5 protein-coding genes are annotated in these 23,109 nt (G+C 68.2%); 2 read left to right on the top strand and 3 right to left on the bottom strand.

What is annotated here, in order from left to right:
* Positions 1 to 35: 35 nt before the first annotated feature.
* Positions 36 to 10,568, bottom strand: coding sequence for a VCBS domain-containing protein (locus FG99_RS17735; protein WP_043271614.1), 10,533 nt, complete (start codon positions 10,566 to 10,568; stop codon positions 36 to 38).
* Between the two features lie 422 nt (positions 10,569 to 10,990).
* Between FG99_RS17735 and lapG the strand changes: the two genes are divergently transcribed.
* Positions 10,991 to 11,692: a cysteine protease LapG gene (lapG, locus tag FG99_RS17730; protein WP_141766241.1), complete on the top strand. Its 702-nt coding sequence runs from the start codon at positions 10,991 to 10,993 to the stop codon at positions 11,690 to 11,692.
* 10 nt (positions 11,693 to 11,702) lie between these two features.
* Complete coding sequence (gene lapD / locus FG99_RS17725; protein WP_043271612.1) at positions 11,703 to 13,655, top strand: cyclic di-GMP receptor LapD; 1,953 nt, start codon at positions 11,703 to 11,705, stop codon at positions 13,653 to 13,655.
* A 345-nt stretch (positions 13,656 to 14,000) separates the two neighbouring features.
* Here the strand turns inward: lapD and FG99_RS17720 are convergent, their stop codons facing one another.
* Together FG99_RS17720 and FG99_RS17715 are read right to left on the bottom strand one after the other, a co-directional pair.
* Entirely contained in the window at positions 14,001 to 14,333 is a 333-nt protein-coding gene (locus tag FG99_RS17720) for a hypothetical protein (protein ID WP_043271611.1), read from the bottom strand.
* A 64-nt stretch (positions 14,334 to 14,397) separates the two neighbouring features.
* Positions 14,398 to 23,109: tandem-95 repeat protein (locus tag FG99_RS17715; RefSeq protein ID WP_043271609.1), on the bottom strand; the 8,712-nt coding region annotated here is incomplete at its 5' end.

Below are 23,109 nucleotides of genomic sequence, written 5' to 3'. Positions count from 1 at the left end.
TTGTTCAATGCGTGTTTTTTTCTGTCGATCCCGATTCAATTCGCGCTCCCCCTGCGTTGCGCGGCTTCGCGCAGCTGTTGGCGGAAGCCGCGGGCGGTCTGCGCGGGCTTCTCGGCGGCCGGCACCAGGTCGCTGGCGCGCGGCGCCCAGAGCGAGGGCTCGCTGAGCAGGCCGTCGGCGCTGAGGTTGGCGCGGCCGTGGCGGCCGTCGATCCAGGCCCTTTCCCGTTCGCTGGCTTCGCGGCTCTCGGCCACCGCCTGGGCCACGTACTGGCCGGGCACCAGGCCCAGGCCCGCGCCGATCGAGTCCGCCTCGATCTCGGGGGTGAGGAACAGGTCGGCGCGGTTGCCGTCCACGTGCCACATGGATTGCATGAGGCGCTGCTCGATGCTCTCGACTTCCGGCAGCACGAAGATCGCCGGCTCCAGGCCCAGCCCGGGGGCATTGCGCTGGCCGTCGCCGGGGCGCTGGCCGAAGTAGGGGCCGGCCGGCGGCTGGATGTAGGGCGAGGCGATCTCCAGGGTGATGGTCAGCTCGGCCTGGTCGGTGGCGCCGGCGAGGTCGGCGACGGTGTAGGTGAAGACGTCCTGCAGCACCCGGCCCAGGCCGGCGGCGGCGAGCACCTCGGGGTTGGTCTGGTCGATGCTGTAGGTGTAACTGCCATCGGCGTTGAGGGTGAGGAAGCCGTAGCGCCCGGCCAGCACCTGGCCGACGCTGCCGGCCGCGCCGCTGGCGCTTTCCGCGCCGACGCGCACGCCGACCACGCTCAGGCGGTCGCCGCCGTCCACGTCGCTGTCGTTGGGCAGCACGTTGCCGCTGGCCTGGGGCGCGACCACCTGGTCGCTGGCGGTGTTGCTGTCGTTGCGCGCCACCGGGTTGTCGTCGGCGCCCTGGATGGTCACGGTCAGGCGCGCATCGGAGGTGGCGCCGGCGGTGTCGCGCATGCGGTAGGTGAAGACTTCGCGCAGGGTCTCGCCGGCGGTGCGCAGGGCCTGCACCACCGGGTCCGCGTTGTTCACCTCGTAGCGGTAGCTGCCGTCGGCGTTGAGCAGCAGCACACCGTAGCGCCCGGCAAGGCGTTGCCCGGCCTGGGCCTGCTGGCCGTTCTCGCCGCTGAAGAAGATCACTTGCCTGGTCTCGCCGTATTGCACGCCGTCGACGTCGCTGTCGTTGTCCAGCACGTTGCCGGTGGGGTCCACCCCCGGGGTGCCGTTGTTCACTCCGCCGGCCTCCACGGCGATGGCGGCGTCGTCCTGGGCGATGGGGGTGTCGTTGCGGCCGTCGATGGTGATGGTCAGCACGCCGTTGCTGGTGGCGTCCCAGATGTCGGTGACCTGGTAGGTGAAGCGTTCCACCAGTGTCTGGCCGCTGACGCGCAGGGCCTGCACCGCCGCCAGGCTGTTGTCCAGGATGTAGCTCCAGCTGCCGTCGGCGTTGATCCGCAGGTCGCCGTACTGGCCGCGCAGGGTCTGCCCGGCCGCGGCGGCGTCGCCGGGCAGGGGGCGGTCGCCGCTCCAGAACGCGAGGATGGTCATCTGTTCCGGGAACAGGTCGATGGTGTCCGGGTCGTGGTCGTTGTCCAGCACGTTGCCGCCGGGGTCGCTGCCCGGCGTGGCGTTGTTCAGGCCGCCGGCCTCCACCGCGGTGCCCTGGTCGGGCGCGGTGATTGGCGGCTGGTCCTGGCCGCGGATGACGATGTTCAGGGTGGCGGTGTCGCTCAGCCCGCCGTCGTCGGTCACCTGGTAGGTGAACTGCTCGATGACGAAGCCCAGCGGGCCGAGGGCGATGATGACGTCGTTGCTGGAGTCGACCACGTACTGGTAGCTGCCGTCGGCGCCGATGGTCAGGGTGCCGTACTGGCCGACCAGCACCTGGCCGTTGGCCTGGGTGGTGCCGCCGGGCACGCCGGTCAGCGCCGGGTTGTCGCCTTCGGCGCCCAGGCCGATGCCCGTCAGCGTCTTGTGGTCGCCGGCGTCGACGTCGGTGTCGTTGGGCAGCACGTTGCCGATCGGATTGCTGCCGCCATTGCCGTCGTCGTCGGTGGCCACGGCGAAGTCCAGGTCGTCGTGGGCCACCGGCGCGTCCCAGGCGCCCTGGATGGTGATGCGGATCTGCGCCTGGGAGGTGGCCCCGGCGGTGTCGTGCATCTGGTAGGTGAAGACTTCGCTGAGGCTCTCGCCGGCCTTCAGTGCCTGCACCGTGGCCAGGCCGTTGTTGACCGTGTAGACGTAGTTGCCGTTGGCGTCGATGCTCAGGCTGCCGTAGCTGCCGGCCACCGAGGCGTTGCCGGCGCCGACCTGGACGAAGCTCCCGCCGGCGGAGAGGGCGCCGGTCCGCAGGCCATCGACGGTCTTGCCGTCGCCGCCATCGACGTCGGTGTCGTTGAGCAGGGCGTTGCCGCTGGGGTCGCTGCCCGGGGTGCCGTTGTCGGTGCCGCCGGCCTCGACGGCGATGGGGGCGTCTTCGCTGGCGATGGGGGTGTCGTTGCGGCCGTGGATCACCACGCTGAAGGTGGCGGTGACGGTCTTGCCGTTACCGTCGCTGACGCTGTACTGGAATACCTCGGTCAGGCGCTCGGCGTCGGTGCGCAGGGCCTGAACGGCGGCATTGTTGTTGTCGATCACGTAGCTGTAGTTGCCCTGGGCGTCGAGCACCAGGCTGCCGTAGTTGCCCGCCAGGCTCTGGCCGACGGTGCCGTTGGCGCCGGTGGGGCTGACGATGGCGGTGATGGTCAGGGTATCGCCGTCCGGGTCGCTGTAGGACGCGGCGATGTTGCCGCTGGGGTCCAGGCCCGCGGTGGCGTTGTTCAGGCCGCCGGCTTCGATGGCATCGACAGTCACCGGGTTGATCTGTGGCGGGTCGTTGACCCCGGTGACGGTGATCACCAGTTGCGCCTGGTCGGTCAGCCCGCCGCTGTCATGGATCTGGTAGGTGACGATCACCTCCAGGCTTTCGCCGGCGCCCAGGGCGCGGATGTCCGGGTTGGCGCTGTTGACGAAGAAGCTGTAGCTGCCGTCGGCGCTCAGGCTGAGCTGGCCGAAGTTGCCGTTGATCAGGCTGCCGTTGGCCAGGCGTGCCACTTCGGTGGTCAGGCTCACCGAGCCGCTGGCCGGCACCGCGGTGAAGCTGCCGCCGGCGCTTTCCAGGCCGCTGCGCACGCCGTCGACCTTGAGCACGTCGGCGTTGGGCTGGTCGAGGTTGTCGACGTCGGTATCGGTGCCGACGCCGGCAGCGCCGGTGATCACGTTGCCACTGGCGTTCACCGGCGCCGGGCTGCCGTCGCTGGCGCCGGCGCTGGCGCTGCCCTGGTCGTCGACCGCCAGCGGGGCGTCGTTGGCGCCCTGGATGGTGATGGTCAGGGTGGTGATGGTGCTCAGGCCGCCGGCGTCGGTGACCTGGTAGGTGAAGACTTCGGTGAGTGTCTGGCCGGGGGACAGCGCCTGCACCGCCGGGCTGTCGTTGTCGATCACATAGCGGTAGCTGCCGTCGGCGTTGAGCGTCAGGCTGCCGAAAGCGGTCTGTATCACCGCCGGCTGGCCGCTGGCGACCGGAATCACGCGCCCGCCACCCGGGCCGTCGTAGCGGGCCAGGCTGACCGTCTTGGTCTCGCCCAGGGCCACCGAGTCGACGTCGGTGTCGTTGCTCAGCACGTTGCCGGTGGCGTCCTGGCCGGCGGTACCGTTCTGGGTGCCGCCGGCCTCGATGGCGATACCGGTGTCGGGCGCGGCCACCGGCGTGTCGTTGGCGCCGTGGATGTTGATCTGCAGCACGGCGCTGCTGGTCAGGCCGCCGCTGTCGACCAGGTCGTAGTCGAAGAAGTCGCTGAGGCGGTCGTTGGCGGTGCGTAGCGCCTGCACCGTTGGGTTGCTGTTGTCGACGATGTACTGGTAGCCGCCGTTGGCGTTGATCAGCAGGGTGCCGTAGCGCCCCTGGATGCTGATGACGCCGCTGGACGGCAGGTCCAGCCCGGCGGGGTTGGCGTTGCTGGCGATGTGGGTGACGCTGAGGAAGTCGTTGTTGGTCTGGATGTCGACGTCGGTGTCGTTGGCCAGCACGTTGCCGGTGGGGTTGGTGCCGGGGCTGGCGTTGTTGGAGCCGCCGGCCTCCACGGCGATGGCGATGTCGTTGTTGGCTTGAGGCGCGTCGTTCACCGGGTCGATGACGATGTTCAGCGTGTCGGTGTCGCTCAGGGCATCGTCCAGGTTCTCGCCGGGGATGCCGTCGCCGTCCTTGTCGCCGAAGTTGCCCTGGTCGTTGGTGACCATGGTCAGGGTTTCGCTGTCGCGGAAGGTGTTGAAGTCCTGGTCGCCCTTGTAATAGAGCTGGCCGAGCAGGATGTTGAGCTGTTGCAGGGTGCCGCTCAGCACCAGGGTGCGCCCGGCGCCGGTGGGCGGCGTGGCATCGGCGGCGGGCGGCGTGGCCGACTGCCAGAGCACGCCGTGCTGCACGCTCAGGGTGATGGTCATGATGCCGTCGGCGTTGCCGGCGTTGACGTCCACGTCGCTGGTGACCAGGCCGACGATGTGCAGCACCGTGTCTTCCGTGCCGTGCTGGTCGGCGACGGTGTTGATCGGCGCTTCGTTGAGGTGCACGTAGCCCGAATCGGCGGTGCCGGTGGCGCCTTCGCCCAGGGCGAGGCTCACCGCGCCCAGCCCGGCGGCGCTGGTGCCGGTGTCGGTGTCGATGCGGATGTGGAAGCGGTTGTTGGCCGCCAATTGATAGTCCTGCGGCACGGCGATCAGGTAGTTGCCGGCGGGCAGGATGGCGAACTGGTAGATGCCGCCGTTGGCGGTGACGGTATTGAACACGCGGTCGTCGGCGGTGCCGAACTGGCCGTCGGCGCCGGCCCAGGTCAGCTGTACGGCCACGCCGTCCAGGCCCGGGCCGTCCGGGGTAGCGATACTGGTGGCGGACCGGCTGTCGTTCCATAGGGTGCCCTGAACCACGCCCATGCCCGCGCCCTCGCTGAGGACGTAGTTGTTCAGCCCGCTGGCGCCATCCTGGCCGTTGCGTTCGCCATCGGTGCTGCCGCCGCTGCCGGGCAGGGAGCCGCCCCAGCCGGTGTTTTCGAAGTCCGTCGGCAGGCTGGTCCAGGTGAGCACCGCGGCGCTGCTGGCGTCGTCGGCGATCACGCCGTTGGGCAGGGTGACGCTGTAGATCACCTGCACCTGGTCGTTGGGGGCGAGCTGGGCGAAGTCCACCGAAATGGCGCTGCCGTCGCTGAAGGCGACGCCTTCCGGCAGGTTGGCCAGGTTCAGCGCCACGCCGTTGAGCAGGATGCCCTGCACCTGGTAGTTGCTGCCGTTGGGGAACTGGTCCTGCAGGTGGATGTTGTAGGCCGGCACGCTGCCGTTCTGGGTGAAGCTGACCGAGACGGTGGTATCTGTGGTGTTTCCGGCGCCGGGCTGGATGTCGATGACGTGCTTGTCCAGCCCGGCCAGGCTGGGCTCCACCACGGTTTCGAAGAGGGTGTCGCTCTTGCCGCGGTCGACCCCGCCGTCCAGGCCGACGTGTTCGTGGGCGCTCACGCCGAGCTGCTTGCCGGCCTGGTTGCCGCTGACATTGGTGACGCGCACGTTGAACTCGAGGACCACCCCTTCGAGGTCGCTGTCGTTGGCCTCGGTGTTGGTCAGGTTGCCCAGGTTGAAGGTCACCGTCTGGCTGCCGTCGGCGTTGGTGACGATGTCCAGGCGGCCGCCGCTGGCGTCGAACCGGCCGACGGGCACGGTGCCGCCGAGGCTGGCGCTGATCGGCTGGGCCACGTCGCTGGCCTCGTTGCCGTTCATCCATAGCTGGCCGTTGCTGGTCAGGGTGATGTCGCTGGACAGACCGTTGAGGTTGCTCGAGACCAGGGCGATGAGGATGTTGTTGAGGTCGGCGGGGATGAACTCCAGGCCGGCGGCCAGTTCGATGCGGACCTGGTAGTTGGGGTTGTCGCCGGTGGGCACCAGTACCGCCACGCGGTAGCGGATCACTTCGCCCACCGCCACCTGTTCGTCGAGGGCCGCGGTGTTGGTGCCGCCGGCATCGCTGGGCGGCGGGGTGTCCTGCATGCCGCCGACGCGGGAGATCTGGATGCCGTTGGCCACCGGGATCAGCAGCGGCGAGATGACCCGGTAGTCGTTCAGGGTGCCGCCCCCGAGCAGGCCGTCGTCGCCGCTGCGCTCGCCGTTGGCGGTGTCGGTGGCGCTACTGCTGCCGTCGAGGCTGGTCCAGCGCACTTCGGCGTTGTTCGGAATGGCCGCCTCGCCGGCGGCGCTGGCGTTGACCACGCCGCTCAGGCTGATGACGATGCTGCCGCCGTTGGCGATGTCGATATTGGCGCCGCCGGCGCTGACCAACTGGCCGTTGAGGATGACGAAGCCGGGCCCGCCATTGTTGGTCGCGCCACCGTTGTAGGTCACGTTGGTGATGGTCAGGCCGTCGATTTCCGTCGGCAACAGGTCGAGCAGGCTGAGGTCGAAGGCATCGGTGCCGGAGTTGTTGGCGATGGTGATGTCGAAGCTGATGGTGTCGCCCTGGTCGTAGCCGCCAAGGCCGCCGCTGGAGGTGATCTGCTGGGTCACCGTGAGCGTCGGCTCGACGATGGCCACGCCGGGCTGCTGGGCGCTGGCCACGGTGCGGTCGAGGGCGGTGGCGCCGTTGGGGGCGTCGCCGTCCGGGTCGCTGTAGACCAGTTGCGCGCCGTTGTTCAGGCTGACCCCGGCCTGGTTGCCCGGCACATTGCTGGCCACCAGCACCAGGCGGATGACGAAGGCATTGTTGCCGGTGTTGTTGTCGGCCGTGGCGCCGGCAGTGCTGAACACCAGGCGCATGTCGCCGCCGTCGCTGCCGTCGGCGCTGAAGCTGGAGACGCTCAGCGTGCCGTTGAAGTCCTGGCCCAGGGCGCCGCTGCCGGCCGCGGTGGTGATGATCTGGTAGCCGAGGTTGCCGTTGAAGCGCGGGTCCAGGCGCAGGCCCGGGGGGATCAGGTCGTCGATGCGCAGGTTGGCGGTGCCGCCTTCTGGCAGGGTGACGACGATGTCGTAGGTCATGCCCTCGCCGATCACCAGGTTGCTGCCGCTGGTGTGGCCGGCGCTGGAGTCGTCGTCGCTGAGGCTGCCGTCCTTATAGTTCTTGACGAGGGTCGGCGCGGCCACCTGCTGGTTGGCGATTTCCGTCAGGTCGGTGGGGGTGAAGTCCTGGCCGCCCTCGACGCTGGCGTAGTTGGTCAGCGCGGTGCTGCTCTGCAGGGTGCGCGAGGCGAGGATGGCGTTGTCGACGGTGACGTCGTAGGTGATCACCACCAGGTTGGCGCCGGAGAGGTCGTTGGCCGTGCCGCTGCGCCCGGCCAGCAGGGTCGCCTGGCCATTGGCGTCGAGGAAGGTGATGGTGTTGCCGCTGATGCTGTAGTCGGTGCCGAGCGCCAGCAGCGTGCCGTCGCCACGGTAGACCTGCAGGTTGGCCGCGCCCAGGCTGCCGCCGACGAAGGCCAGCCCCGGCGGCAGGGTGATGCTGGTGCTGACGTCATAGGCGGCGCCGCCACCGCTGTTCTCGATGGCGGTGGCCAGGCGCAGGGTGTCGCCGCCGTCGATGCCGCTGACGTCGCCGTTGATCGCCGCAAGGTCGGTGACGTTGCCGCTGAAGGGCTTGCCGCCGGTACCCGGCGCCGTCCAGTTGCCGCTGGTACCGGTGACACTTCCGTTGCTGCTGGAGACCACGCCGTGCTTGATGTCCAGCACCGGCTCGGCGATCGAGGCGATCACCGCGACATCGGAGGAGACCAGCACGTCCTTGTCGATGGTGGTGGTCTGGCTGGATTGTGCCAGCACGTCCAGCGAGCGCTGGTCGGCGAAGGGCTGGTCGCCGACGACCATGGTGAAGTGCACCTGCACCGTGCCGCCGTCGAGGCCGCCGGAGATGAAGTCGCCGAAGTCGAAGACGATCGAGTTGCCCGGGCCGGTGGTGACGCTGTCCGGCACGTCGAGAATGGTGTTGTCCGGCCCGAAGGACCACTGGCCCACGCCGCTGCCGACGCTCCAGGCGATGCCGGTGGCGTCCAGCAGCGGCAGCGGCAGGTAGGCGACGAGCTTGAAGTTCTCGTAGTCGGCCACCAGCAGGTCGTAGCTGATGGTGAAGGTGACCACGTCGCCGGGGCGCAGCTCGCCGTCGGCCGGCGGCGCGCCGCCATTCACCGTGGTCAGTTCGATGTCGACGCTGGAACTCTGGATGGTGCTGGTGGTGCTGGAGCCATCGGTCTGTTCGCTGCCGAGGTTGACGGCGTCGCGTATCACGGTGGCGTTGACCGTGGCGCTGTTGCCGATGCTGTCGCCCTCGTTGAGCTGGTCGTGGGGCGGGTGGTCGGTGGTGTAGGTGGTGTCCACCGTGGCGTCGTAGGTGATGAAGGCGTGAACGGCGCCGTCCTGCACGTCGTCCCGGGCCAGGTCGCCGAACAGGGCGCCCAGGCCGGCGCCGCCCACCGCGTTGAGAATCGACTGGGCGATGTCGAAGACCAGGGTGGTGCTGCCGTCGGCGTTCTGCGTAGCGGTGTAGACCAGGGCGATGGTCTGGCTGTTGGCGCCCTGGCGGATGACCAGGGTCGGTGGGTTGGCCGTATCGAAGGTCTGGCCGTCGCCGAGCTGGTCGGTGATGGTGAAGCGGCCCTGCTGGAGGATGTTCTCGCCGAAGCCGAAGAAGTCGGAGATGGCGATGTCCATGGTGTAGCGCAGGGTGTCGCCGGGGGTCAGTCCGGGGGTGCCGACGTCGCTCTGCAGGTTCACCTGCTTGAGCAGGGTGATGGACTTGGCGACGAAGGTGATGCCCTGGCCATCGCCGGTGATGGTGAAGGGGTAGCCATCCGGGTCGGTGGGCCGGTCGCGCGGGTCGAGCGGGTTCCAGTTGCCGCTCGCGGTGGCGGTGCCGAAGGTGATGGTCACCGGGTTGCCGGTGCTCGGGTCGATCACCGGGGCGCCGTTGGCGTCGATTTCCGGTACGTAGAAGCTGACCTGGGTGGTGCTGGGGCCGCTCAGGGTGTCGTAGTGGATGCTGTAGCTGCTGATGAAGACGCTCGGGTTGGCCAGGGCCACGGCGATCAGCGCCGGGTTGGTCAGCACGGTGCCGTCGTGCAGGGTCACCGAGGTCAGGGTACCGCCGGCGCCGGGGGTGATGGCGCTGACGTGGACCTGGGCGGGCACCGTCTGGGTGATGGTGACGTCGGTCAGCGTCTGGCCGTCGGCCGGGGTCACGGTGACGCTCTCGGTACGGGTGTAGTTCGGGCCGGTGACGGTCTCGCCCTCGGGCATGTCCAGCGTCTGCGTCACGCTGAGCAGAGTCGGGGTAACCACGAAGGCATGCAGCGAGCCTTCCACCCGGCTGGGGTCGAGGGTGGGGTTGTTCAGCGAATCGTTGCCGTACTCGAAACCGCCGCGGGCGTTGATGGTCAGGTTGGGGGCGCCGTCGGAGAGGCTGGTGTCGGCCAGGTCGCTCAGGTGCGCGGTGACCTGCACGTCGATGCTCGGCTGGCCGTTGGTGACGCTGGCGTAGGGCAGCTGCAGTACCACCATCTGATCGCCCGGCTTCATGCCGACGCTGGCGGCGTTGATCACCAGGGCGTTGCCGTTGGCGTCCTTGGCCAGCGGGTGGGTGGCATTGCCGTTGGCGTCGAAGGTGACGACGAAGGACTTCACCGTCTGGCCCAGGTAGGTGGCGCTGACGAAGCTCAGGCCGTCGTCGCCGTCGCGCCCGGTGGCCGGCAGGAACAGGTCGATGTAGGGGGCGAAGCCGACCTGGGTCGAGGGGTTGCTGAAGCTGACGGTGAAGGTGACGTCGTCGCCCAGGCGCACCGCGGCCCCGCTGCCGATGCTGGTGGTGGGGTCGGCGTCGGCCAGCAGGCCCTGGAAATGGTCGAGGGTGCTGGCGGACAGGGCGATGCTCTTGTCCAGGTCGCCGTGGCGCACCTCCAGGTTCCAGTCGCCGCCGGCGGCGCTGGCGCCCGTGGCGTTGCTGGAGGCGCCGACGTCGGCGCCGGTCCATTGCGCCAGGCGGTCGACCAGGGCCTGGCCGGCGCTGCCGGCGCCCACGGCGCAACCGTAGAGCTGGATGTCGGCGCCGGCATCGAGTTCGCCGCGCCAGCTGTTCAGGGTGCTGCCGAACTGGTCGAGGTTGGCCGCGGTGAAGGTCTGGTTGCCCAGGGTGAACTGGCCGGAGGCGCCGTGGGAGAAGATCTGGATCGAGTCGACCTTGCCCAGCTGCGCCAGGGTGGCGCTGATGGCGGCCAGGGCATCCTGGCCGGCGTCCACCACCAGGGTGGTGACGTTGGCCGCGAGGTTGGCGGTCAGTTGCTCGCGGTTCTCCACACGGCTGTCCAGCACCACCAGGGTGCGCGGCTGGCCCGGGGCCTTGGCCGCGGCGGCGTCCGGGGTGCTGGGGGTGTGGCTGGCGTCGGTCTGGTCGGCATGGTCGCTGGCGTGGTGCTGCTGGTCGGCCGCGGAAGCGGCGGCGCCGTCGAAGAGAATCCTGGGTTCCAGGGCCAGGGCCTGGCTACGGGGCCGGAACGCAGCGATCGGACGGCTTGGTTTCGACATGTCCATACGAATTCCCACATCAGAAATCAGCGATCGAAAAACAACGCCCGGACTTCTAACGCGAGCTTTTCCCTGGCCATTAGCCTAGTCAGGAATCGTGGATTTGCTCAGTTTTGTTACATCAATTTCTTAAGGAAGATTCTGAGGTATATGCACTTGATGAATGAAGCCGCAGGTAAGTATTTCATGACCTGATGGTCATGATTCGCCAAGCGCTCTGGATCGCTTCTTCCACTGCACAACTGCGCCTCGGGAAACCGCCGTGGCCCGGATGTATTCCTTTTGTGACAAGCGGCTGCGGGCAGGCGGGGGAGCCTGCAGCACTGTTCCGATGATTCCATATTGCCATTGCCTTTTCCCGCGCCAGCCCGCACCATGCGGCGCCGGCCCCCGTGGGGCGCCGGATGGTCCGCTGGCAGGAAGTGACGATGTTGTCGAACGGGCGAATGGGGGGCCCGCGGCGGAGGTTGCCGTGGCTGGCCACCGTGGTCGTGACCGCTACCTTTGCATGGTTCCCCGGGTGGCTGGAGGCGGACTGGGATTTCACCCTGATCGCCCGCCGCGCCGAGGCGCTGTATGGCCCGCTGGGGGCAGGGCGCGCACGCATCGAGGCCTGGCAGCGGGTGCTGGCCGATGAGGCGGGCGCCGACGAGCGGGAGCAGCTGCGGGCGGTCAACGATTTCTTCAATCGCCAGCTGCGTTTCACCGACGACCTCGGCCTGTGGCACCAGGTGGACTACTGGGCCACGCCGGTGGAGGCCCTGCTCAAGGGGGCCGGCGATTGCGAGGATTTCGCCATCGCCAAGTACGTCAGCCTGCGCCACCTCGGGGTGCCGGCGCAGAAGCTGCGCATCACCTACGTCAAGGCGCTGCGCCTGAACCAGGCGCACATGGTGCTGACCTACTACCCGCGGCCCGAAGCGGTGCCGCTGGTGCTGGACAACCTGATCGGCAGCATCCTGCCGGCCTCGCAGCGCGACGACCTGCAGCCGGTGTACGCCTTCAACGGCGAGGGGCTGTGGCTGGCCGACGGCGGTGGAGGCAAGCAGGTGGGCGACAGCAAGCGGCTGTCGCGCTGGCAGGACCTGTTGCGGAAAATGGAGGCCGAGGGGTTCCCCTCGCGCGAGTAGCGGAGTCGAGATGTCCCTGTTCAAACAACTCCTGATCGCCATCTGCCTGTTCCTGGTGGTGGCCTTCGGCGGCAGCTTCATGGTTGGCCTGGAAAGCTCCCGCGAGCAGTACGTCAACCAGTTGCGCTCCCACGCCCAGGACGCCGCGACGGCGCTGGGGCTGTCGCTCACCCCGCACATCGACGACCCGGCGATGGTCGAGCTGATGGTCAGCTCGATCTTCGACAGCGGCTATTTCGAGCGCATCCGCGTGGTCGACCTGGCCACCGGCAAGGTGCTGGTGGAGCGCCAGGGCGTGCCGGACGCGGTGGCCTCGGGCGCGCCGCAGTGGTTCGTCTCGCTGATCGGCCTGCCGTCCGCCGGCGGCGACGCCGTGGTCAGCCGCGGCTGGACCCAGGCGGCGCGGGTGGAGGTGGTGAGCCACCCGATGTTCGCCATCGCCAGGCTCTGGCAGAGCGCCCTGGGCAGCCTCGGCTGGCTGCTGCTGTGCGGGGTGGTCAGCGCGCTGCTCGGCGCCTGGCTGCTGCGCCGCCAGCTGCGCCCGCTGGACTACATGGTGGCGCAATCCCACGCCATCGCCCGCCGCGAATTCCTCAGCCTGCCGGAGCTGCCGCGCACCCCGGAACTGCGCCGCGTGGTGCAGGCGATGAACCAGATGGTGGAGAAGCTCAAGGCGCTGTTCCAGGAACAGGCCGAACGCAGCGAGCGGCTGCGCGACGAGGCCTACCAGGACAGCCTGACCGGCCTGGGCAACCGGCGCTTCTTCGACCTGCAGCTGCAGGCGCGGCTGAGCGCCGAGGACCAGGTCAGCAGCGGCTACCTGCTGTTGCTGCGGGTGCTCGACCTCGCCGGCCTCAACCTGCGCCTGGGCGCCCAGCACACCGACGCCTTGCTCAAGGCGGTAGCCGAGCAACTGCAGCGCGCCAGCCAGGGCCTGGGCGCCGGGCGCACCCTGGCGCGCACCCGCGGCGGCGAGTTCGCCCTGCTGGCCCCCGGGCTGCTGGAGGAAGAAGCCGAGCAACTGGCCACGCGCCTGGAAGGCATGCTCGCCAGCCTGGCCAGCACCGGCGCCAGCGACCAGCCGCGGGTGGCGGCCTTCGGCCTGGTGCCGTTCCACCCCGGCGAGGCGCCGGCCAGCCTGATGCTGCGCGCCGACCAGGCCCTGGCCCAGGCCGAGTGCCAGCAGCACAGTGCCTGGGCACGGCTGGACAGCGAGGCGGCGCCGGTGACCGACGCGCGCCATAGCTGGCACCAACTGCTGGAGCGGGCGTTGCGCGAGAAGCGCTTCGAGCTGTACTTCCAGCCGGTGGTGGCCTGCGAGGACACCGAGCTGGTGCTGCACCACAAGGTGCTCTCGCGCCTGCCGGACGGGCGGGGCGGCAGCCTCGCGGCGGGCCGCTTCCTGCCCTGGCTGGAGCGCTTCGGCTGGTCGGCGCAGCTGGACCTGCTGATGCTCGACCTGACCCTGGCGCACCTGGCCGGCCACGACCAGGTGCTGGCGCTGAACCTCTCGGGCGCGCTGCTGCGCGACGAACGCGCCCTGGCCCGCGCCTTCGAGCGCCTGCGCCAGCACCCGCAGTACGGCGGCCGCCTGGTGCTGGAGCTGGAAGAAGACCAGTTGCCCGACCAGGCGGCGCTGGAGGCACTCACCCGCCGCCTGCGCGAGCTGGGCTACGGCCTGGCGCTGCAGCACTTCGGCGGGCGCTTCAGCATGATCGGCAACCTGGCGCGCCTGGGCCTGGCCTACCTGAAGATCGACGGCAGCCACATCCGCGCCATCGACACGGAGAACGACAAGCGCCTGTTCATCGAGGCCATGCAGCACGCGGCGCACAGCATCGACCTGCCGCTGATCGCCGAACGCGTCGAGACCGAAGCGGAATTCCGCGTGCTGCGCGGGATGGGCATCGAGGGGGCGCAGGGGCAACTGTTCGGCGCGCCGCGGCCGTGGGGGCGGGGTTAGCGACGGCTGTTCCGTCCCCCCGTAGGAGCGGACTCTGTCCGCGATTCGCGCGCAGGGCGCGCTCCTACGCCCGCGCTTCCTGGAGCCGTAGGAGCAACTGTCTTGTGCCGAGGTGCTCTTCGTAGGATGGGTTGAGCTTGCGAAACCCATGCGGTTGCGCTGATGGGTATCGCTTCGCTCAACGCCATCCTACGAAAAGCCGTGCTTCCTGGAACCTACGCAGAAATATCCGCACGCATCGGAACGTTTCTTCAAAAGACCGAGCGAAACCCGCTCAGGAGACCAGGCGACATGAAGGTCACTGGGTCATTCCCCTTCGGGCCGGCGCAAGCGCTGTTCGCGATGTCAGATCACCCCCCCATCCTCCTCCTCGTCGATCAACCGATGCAGGCCTCCCAGCGCCTCACGCGCCTGGGTACGGCTGAGCAGCTTGGAGCGCGCCGCCTCGGGCAGGTCGGTAATACGGATCACGCCCTTGGCCATCAGCACCGAGATCAGGTCCTCCAGCACCCGGATCATCTCCAGGTCGCTGCGTTGCAACTGGCGCAGGCTGTATTCGGCCTCGCGCCAGGCGTGCACTTCCTCGTCGTCGTCGGCCAGGCTGCCGCTCATGCCGGCGAAGGCGGCGCTTTCGACGCGTATCAGCCGGCCTTCGGCGTCACGCTGGATGTAAGGCATCGCCTCGTCTCCATCAGGTGTTCGGGGTACCTGGCGGCGCCCGGTGGGGCGCCGCCAGGCGGGCTCAGTGGTGCTCGGTCTTCACCAGCGGGTCGGCGCCGGCCACCAGCGACTTGACGATGTCCGCCGAGGTCGCGCCGTAGGTCTTGAGGTCGACGCCGGTGAGCTTGATGGTCACGTCGGTGGAGCTGTTCACCTGGCCGGTGGTGCTGATCTGCAGGGTCGAGGTCGTGGTGTCCACCTTCAGGTAGCTGAGGATGTCGTTGTGCGCGGCATCCGGCAGCAGGTCCACCAGGTCGATGCGATCGCCGTCGCCGGGCTTGAAGTCGGTGATGGTGTCGTTGCCGGTGTCGCCGGCGCGCCAGATGAAGGTGTCGGCGCCTGCGCCGCCGGTCAGGGTGTCGTCGCCCTTGCCGCCGACCAGCAGGTCGTTGCCTTTGCCTCCGTCGAGGGTATCGCTGCCCAGGCCGCCGTACAGGGTGTCGTTGTCGTTACCGCCATTGAGGATGCTGTTGCCCGCGCCACCGTAGAGGATGTCGTGGCCGTCGCCGCCGTTAAGGGTGTCGGTGGTGCTATTGCTGCTGTTGGTGCCGTAGCCGTGCAGCAGGTCGTTGCCGCTGCTGTTGGTCGAGGCCACCGTGATGCTCAGCGTTTGCGTAGCGCTGGCCGTGCTGCCGTCGGACTCGGTGGCGATGGCGGTGACGCCCAGGGTCAGGGTGCCGTTGTAGCCGCTGGCCGGCAGCAGTTGCAGGTCGTGCAGCTGCGCCTGGGTGAAGCTCCAGCTGCCGTCGGCGTTGTGGGTGCCGCTGGTGAAGGTGGCGTCGTTGGGCATGCCGGTGATCTTCACCGAGAGGCTTTCCGAACCGTCGGTATCGCTCAGGGCCGCGTTGATGCCGACGTCGATCGGCGCACCGTAGGTCTTGCCGCCCAGGGTGAAGGTGGGAGGATCAAGGCTCAGGCTGGAGTCCTTGTTGGTGTCGCCACCGTTGAGCACCAGCCAGTCGAAGTGGTAGTTGCCGCTGCTGCTGGCGGTGTAGCTCTGTACGCCACTGCCGTTGACGCTGGCGCCGCGCTGCTCGGAGGAGGTCACCTGGATCAGCGTGCGGGTGCCGTCGGGACCGGTGACCACCAGCGCGACTATGTCGTTGAAGCCGTTGTTGATCTCGCTGCTGGAGTTTTCGCCGTTGGTGAAGGTCCAGGCGAAGTTGACCTGGGTGCCGGCCTTGAGCGTGTAGTCCGAACTGGTCAGCGAGCCGTCGATGACGTCGACGTTGCCCTGGTCGCTGGTCGTGGTACCGGCCGGTGGATTGATGCCGTCCAGCGTCCCGGAACTCAGGCCGGTCTCGGTTTCCAGGTTGGCCTGGGTGATGGCCTGGTTGGTGGTGATGCTGGTGGCGCCGGGGTTGAGCGCGAAGATGCTGCCGCTGTTGAGCAGCGGCACGTCGGCCACCGGCGTGACGCTGAGCGCCACCGTGGAACTGGCGGTGCCGCCGTGGCCATCGCTGATGGTGTAGGTGATGCTGTCGCTGCCGCTGAAGTTGGCCTTGGGCGTGTAGGTCAGAGTGCCGTCGGCATTGACCGTCACGCTGCCGTTGCTGGCGGAGGCGCTGGTGACGCTCAGGCTGTCGCCGTCGACGTCGCTGTCGTTGGCCAACACGTTGAGGGTGACGGGCTTGTCTTCCTGGGTCGAGGCGATGTCGGGCTTGGCCACCGGCGCATCGTTCACCGCGTTGATGCCGACGGTCACGGTGGCGGTGGAGGTGCCGCCGTGGCCGTCGCTGACGGTGTAGGTGAAGCTGCCGGTGCCGTTGACGTCCTTGGCCGGGGTGAAGACGACGTTGCCGTTCTCCAGTTTCACCGTGCCGTTGACCGCGCCCTGCACGCTGAGGATGGACAGGCTGTCGCCGTCGATGTCGCTGTCGTTGCCCAGCAGGGTATTGGCGGCGATGGTCAGGGCGGTGTCTTCGTTGGTCACCAGTTCGGCCAGGGGGTGGCTGAGGCTGCTGCCGCCGAGCACGCTGTAGCTGCCGCCGGCGGGGGCCAGCTCGACCTTCAGCTGGGCGTTGCCGCCCTGGTCCCAGTAGAGGATCTCGATCTGGTGGTTGCCGCCCTGGGCGATGTTGAAGCTGTCCGAGACGCGGGCCGTCGGGCTCTGGTTGGCGTCGTACTTGAACACCTCCACGCCGTCGATGCGGATGCTGAAGCCGTCGTCCGCCGTCACCCTGAACGTGTAGTTGCCGGCGGCGAGGTTGACCAGCCCGGTGAGCTGGACGATGGCGTCGCTGGTGTTGGCCGGGTCGGTGCTGAGCGAGGCGGCGTCGCTGCCGAGGAACTTCTGCAGCTGCTTGTCGCCGCCCAGGTCGGTGCTCACGCCGTTGCCGTAGTTGAGCGCAGTGGCGGTGAAGGTGGCACCGGGCGCGGTCTTGGCGATGAACGCGCTGACCATGCTCAGGCTGGTCAGGTTGTTGCCGTCGGTACCCTCGCGGTAGCCCCAGTAGTTGCCCTGCAGGCCGCCGACCAGGTAGTGGTCGTTGACCGCCACGGGGTCGTCGTTGACCGGGGTGACGTTGACGGTGAGCTTGTTTGGCGTGCTGTCGAAGGCACCATTGCTGTCCTTCACCGAGAAGGTGAAGCTGGCGTAGTTGTTGCCATTGGCGTTGGCCGCCGGGGTGAAGGCCAGCTTGCCCAGGTCGGCCGCGGCGATCACCTGGCCCTGGGTGACGGCGACGCCGTTGAAGGTCAGGCTGCCGGCGCCCGGCAGGCTGTCGATGCGCACCGCGCCGAGGGCGTCGTTGTGGTCGACGTCGTTGAAGCCGAAGTCGAGGGCGCTGAAGCTGCGGCTGCTGTCTTCATTCAGCGTGATGGTGCCGTCGCTGCCGGTGGGCGCGTCGTTGGCGCCGGTCACGGTGATGGTCACGGTGGCCGGGGCGCTGGTGGCGCCGGCGCTGTCCTTGGCGGTGTAGGTGAAGCTGACCTGGCGGCTTTCGCCCGGGGCCAGGCTGTCGAAGTCGCTGCCTGGGTTAAATACGTAGCTGCCGTTGGCGTTGAAGGTCAGGTTACCGTTGCCGGTGCCCGGGCCGCTGACCAGGGCGTAGCCATTGGGGTTGACCGGGCTGTCGATGTCGCTGGCAGCCGGCACCTGCTCGCTGAGCACGCTGTTCTCGCCAGTGGTCTTGCTGTCGCTGGCGGCCACGGGGGCATCGTTGACCGGGGTGACGGTGACCGTCACCAGTTGCTCGGCCAGGCCACCCTGGCCGTCGCTGACTGTGACGGTGAAGCTGTCGGTGCCGTTATAGTTGGCCAGCGGGGTGTAGCTGTAGCTGCCGTCGCCGTTGACCACCACGCTGCCATGGGCCGGAGCGCTGCCGTTCTTCAGGGCGTAGGTCAGGGCGTCGCCGTCGACGTCGCTGGCCGCGAGCTGGCCGTGGAGCACGTCGTCTTCCGCGATGCTCTGGCTGGCCGGGCTGGTGAATACCGGCACGTCGTTGTCCGGGGTGACGGTGATCGACACCACTTGCTCGGCCACGCCGCCGTGGCCGTCGCTGATTGTGACGACGAAGCTGTCCGGGCCGTTGTAGTCGGCCGCCGGGGTGTAGCTATAGCTGCCGTCGCCGTTGACCACCACGCTGCCATGGGCTGGGTTGCCGCCGTTCTTCAGGGCGTAGGTCAGGTTGTCGCCGTCGATGTCGCTGGCGCCGAGCTGGCCGTGCAGCACGCTGTCTTCCAAGGTGCTCTGGCTGGCGGCGCTGGTGAATACCGGGGCGTCGTTGACCGGATGGACCTGCACCGTCAGCGTCTGGCTGCTGGTGGCCTGGTCGCCGTTGGCCGTTTCGCTGGCGGTGGCACTGACCTGCAATTGGAAGCTGCCGTTGAAGTCCTGCGGCGGGGTGATGGTGAGTTTGCCCAGGTCCCAGCCGGTGACGTCGACGCTGGTCTTGCCGGCCCCGGCGGTGAAGCTGAGGGTGCCGTCGCTGAGGACCGCGCCGAGCGGGATCGAACCGATGCTGACCTTGAGGGTTTCCGAGCCGTCGGTATCGACCAGCGCGGCGTTGACCTTCGACAGCGGAATGCTGCTGTCCTCGCGGCCTTCGTTCAGCCCGTAGACCTGGTAGTAGCCCTGGCCGTTGCTGCCGGCCAGGTCCGCCAGGCGCTCGCCGGCGGCGGTGAGTTCGCTGCCGTCGTGGTAGAGCAGGGCGCTGCCAGTGCCGAGAGTCTGCGCCGGGCTGCCGTTGTCGGAAAGCGTCAGGCTGTAGTTGCCCGGGCCGCTCTGGTTGTGCTGGTAGAGCGCCAGGGTGTAGTAGCCGCTCTCGCTGGGGGTGAAGGTGCCGCTGAACTTGCCGCTGGAGCCGCTCCAGGTGGCTTCGGCGACCTTGGTGCCGCCGACCACCAGGCGGATGCTGTCGTCGCCGACGCCGGCGAAGGTATAGGTGTGGCCGGCCTCGAGGAAGATCAGACCACTGACCTTGGTGGCGGTACCTGCACTGACGCTGCCGTTGCTCACGCTGTTGGTGGAGGACGTGCTGGCCGGCGCGCCGGCGGCGTCGATGACGCTCTGCAGGGTGTCCGGGTTGACGCCGTTGCCGTTGCTGCCCAGGGCCAGGCCGGTCCAGCTCTGCACGGTGAGGCCGGTGGCAGCCGGATGACCGCTGGAGGCGTCGAGGCTGAGCAGCGGCGCGTCGGCCACCGGGGTGATGCCGACGGTCACGCTGGCGCTGCTGGTGCCGCCATCGCCGTCGCTGATCGTATAGACGATAGTGTCGCTGCCGCCGTAGTTGGCGTCCGGGGTGTAGGTCAGGGTGCCGTCCTGGTTGATGGTCACGCTGCCATGGCTGGCACTGGCGCCGGTGACGCTCAGGCTGCTGCTGTCGATGTCGGTGTCGTTGGCCAGCACATCGATGGTGACGCTGTGGTCTTCATCGATCGTGGCGCTGTCATCGTGTGCGATGGGGGCATCGTTCACTGCCGTGACGGTGATGTTGACGACGGACTCGACGGTGCCGCCCTGGCCATCGCCGACCACCACGGTGAAGCTGTCGTTGCCGTTGTAGTCGTGGTCCGGGGTGTAGGTGTATTTGCCGTTGCTGGAGTCGAGTACCAGGGTACCGTTCACCGGTCCGCTACTCGGCTTCAGGGTGTAGGTAAGGGCATCGCCATCGACGTCGCTGGCGACGACCTGGCCGGAAACCGGCGTGTCTTCCAGGGTGGACTTGCTGGCGTTCTCGGCCACCGGCAGGTCGTTCGCCGAGTTCACGGTGATGTCCAGGGTCGAGCTGGCGCCGGTGTTGGTGGTGTAGGTGATCTGCGGCACGGCGCCGTGGTAGTTGGCGTCCGGGGTGAAGCTGTAGTGGCCGTTCGCATAGATCACTATGCTGCCGACGCCGACGATGGTGGTGCCGGTGCCGGCGGCGATGTTGCCGCTGAAGCCGGCGACGCTGTAGCTGCTTACGCTCAGCGTGTTGTCCACGTCGCTGTCGTTGTCCAGCACGTTGCCGGTCGCGCTGCCGTCGTCCTCGTCCATGCTCGCGACGTTCGGGAGCAGCACCGAGGGATCGTCCACCGGGGTGACGTCCAGGGTGAAGGTGTGCGAAGCGCTGTCGAAGGCGCCGGCGCTGTCCTGCACGCTGAAGCCGAAGCTGGCGTAGGGGGCGCCATTGTCGTTGGCGTCGGGGGTGAATGTCAGCTTGCCGAGGTCGGCGGCGGCGATCACCTGGCCTGGGACGACGGCGACGCCGTCGAAGGTCAGGCTGCCGGCGCCCGGCAGGCTGTCGATGCGCACGGCCTGCAGGTGCTGGCCGGCATCGGCGTCGTTGAAGGCGAAGTCGGCGGCGCTGAAGCTGTGGCTGCTGTCCTCGTCCAGGCTGGCGCTGCCATCGGCGCCCTGCGGCGGGGTGTTGCCGCCCACCTGCACGGTCAGGCTGCTGTTGGCGCTGGCGCCATGGCTGTCGCTGATCTCGTAGTGGATCACCACGCTGCCGCTGACGTTCTCGGCGGGCACGAAGTTCAGGGTGCCGTCGGGGTTGATGCTGACGCTGCCCTGGCTGGGGTCGGCGAGCACGGCCTTGGTGACGCTGAGCGCATCGCCGTCGACGTCGCTGTCGTTGCCGAGCACGTCGATGCTCGGCAGCGCCACGTTGATCGGCGTCAGCGCCTGGTCGGCGTTGGCCACCGGCGCATCGTTGGTGCCGGTGATGGTCAGGGTCAGGGTGCTGCTGCCGGTGGCGCCGTGTTCATCGGTCACCGTGAAGCCGATCTGCAGCACTTTCACCTGGTTCGCGGCCAGGCTGTCGTAGGCCGCGTCCTTGGCATCGAAGACCCAACTGCCGTCGCTGTGCAGGGTGAAGCCGGCCGGCGCGGCGCCGTCGACGGAGTAGCTCAGCTGGGCGCCATGGTCGACGTCGCTGGCCTGCAGCTGGCCGGTGATCTCGCTGACCGGCTTGAGCTGGTCGACCAGGGCCTGGTTGTTCGCGCCGTTGCTGGTGAGGGTCCAACCCGTGCCGTCTTGTACAGCCTGGCCGACCGAGCCGACGACGCTGGCTTGCGGCGGCAGGTTGCTCAGCACCAGGGTGGAGTCGACGGAGCTGTCGCCGCTGTCCGCCACGCCGATCACCAGGGTGTAGGTGCCCGGCTGGTCGAAGGTGTGGCTGAAGGTCTGCGGGCCCGAGGTGCCGTAGTCGCCCACCGCGGCGACGCTGCTCAGCAGGGTGACGACCTGGCCGTTGACCTGCACGAAGGCGAAGTCGTTGTAGGGCGCGTAGTCCTGGGTGGTGAAGGTCCAGTTGAAGCTGATGGCTTCGCCCGGCTGGGTGGTGGTGATGGTCAGCGTCAGCGCCGAACCATCGGTGGCGCCGGCGACGACGCCCGGCTGCAGGCTGCCGCCCTCCACGGCGCTGGCGCTGGCGGCCTGGGCCACCGGTGCATCGTTGCTGCCGACGATGTTGACGGTGACGCTGGACTGGGTGCCGTCCGCGCTCTGGACATTGAAGGTGTCGGTCAGGGTTTCGTTCAGCTTGAGCTCGTTGTAGGCCGAGTCGGCGGTGTAGCTCCAGGTGCCGTCGGCAGCCAGGCTGAAGTGGCCGTACTGGCCGGCGACGTTGGTTTGCTCGACGAAGGTGGCCGGGCTGTCGACGTCGGTGACGGTCAGTTGGCCGCCGGTGCTGATCGGGGCGTTGGTCTCGTTGATGCTCACCTGGGCGCCGGTGATGACGGCGGCGTCGTTGGTGCCGTCGATGGTCACGCTGACGCTGGAGGTGGTGCCATCGGCGCTGGTAACGGTGAAGGTGTCGGTCAGCGACTGGCCGACATTCAGCTGGTTGTAGGCCGAGTCGGCTGTGTAGCTCCAAGTGCCGTCGGCAGCCAGGCTGAAGTGGCCGTACTGGCCGGCGACGTTGGTCTGCTCGATGAAGGTGGCGGGGCTGTCGACGTCGGTGATGGTGAGTTGGCCGCCGGTGGTGATCGGGGCGTTGGTCTCGTTGATGCTGACCTGGGCGCCGGTGATGACGGCGGCGTCGTTGCTGCCGGTGACGGTAATGGTGATGGTCTGTGGGGCGCTCAGTGCGCCGCTGTCATCCTGGGCCTGGTAGGTGAAGGTGACGTCGCGGCTGACACCGGCCGGCAGGCTGTCGAAATCCTGGCCCGGATCGAAGGTGTAGCTGCCATTGGGGTTGAAGGTCAGCGTGCCGTTGCCGGTGCCGACATCGGTCGTCAGTTGGTAGCCGGCGATGGTGCCGTCTACATCGCTCGCGGCCGGGACCTGGCTGTTGAGTACGGTGTTTTCACCGGTAGTCGCGCTACCGGCCTGAGCAACCGGCGCGTCATTGGTGCCGGTGACGGTAATGGTGATGGCCTGCGGGGCGCTCAGCGCGCCGCTGTCGTCCTTGGCCTGGTAGGTGAAGGTGATGTCGCGGCTGACACCGGCCGGCAGGCTGTCGAAGTCGTGGCCCGGATCGAAGCTATAGCCGCCATTGGAGTTGAAGGTCAGCGTGCCATTGCCGGTGCCGACATCGGTAGTCAGCTGGTAGCTGGCAATGGTGCCATCGACATCGCTGGCGGCCGGAACTTGGCCATTGAGGATGGTGTTTTCTTCGGTCGTGGCGCTGCCGGCCTGGGCGACCGGAGCGTCGTTGGTGCCGGTGACGGTAATAGTCAGAGTGCTGCCACTGGTAGCGCCCTGGTCATCGGTGACGACTACCGGGATGCTGATGACCTGCGTCTGACCGGCCGCCAGGTGTTGGTAGGCGGCATTGCTGGCATCGAAGGTCCATTTTCCATCCTGGTCCAGGGTGAAGCCGGCGGGGAGAGGGCTGTCGGAGCCGAACTGCAGCTGGGCGCCCTGGTCCGCATCGCTGGCCTGCAACTGGCCATTGATCTGGCTGTCTTCGTTGACGGCGGCATTGGCGGCCTGGGCCACCGGCGCATCGTTGGTGCCGGTCACGGTAATAGTGATGGTCTGCGGATCGCTCAGTGCGCCGCTGTCATCCTTGGCCTGGTAGGTAAAGGTGACGTCACGGCTGACACCAGCCGGCAGGCTGTCGAAGTCGTGGCCCGGATCGAAGGTATAGCTGCCATTGGGGTTGAAGGTCAGTGTGCCGTTGCCGGTGCCGACACCACTGGCCAACTGGTAACCGGCAATGGTGCCGTCGACGTCGCTGGCGGCCGGGACTTGGCCATTGAGGATGGTGTTTTCTTCGGTCGTGGCGCTGCCAGCCTGGGCGACCGGTGCGTCGTTGGTGCCGGTGACCGTGATGGTGATGGTCTGCGGGGCGCTTAGCGCGCCGCT

Source organism: Pseudomonas sp. AAC, assembly GCF_000725445.1.
Classification (GTDB): Bacteria; Pseudomonadota; Gammaproteobacteria; order Pseudomonadales; family Pseudomonadaceae; genus Pseudomonas; species Pseudomonas citronellolis.
Note: the sequence above shows the minus strand (reverse complement) of the source record. Positions and strands in the feature narration are given on the sequence as shown.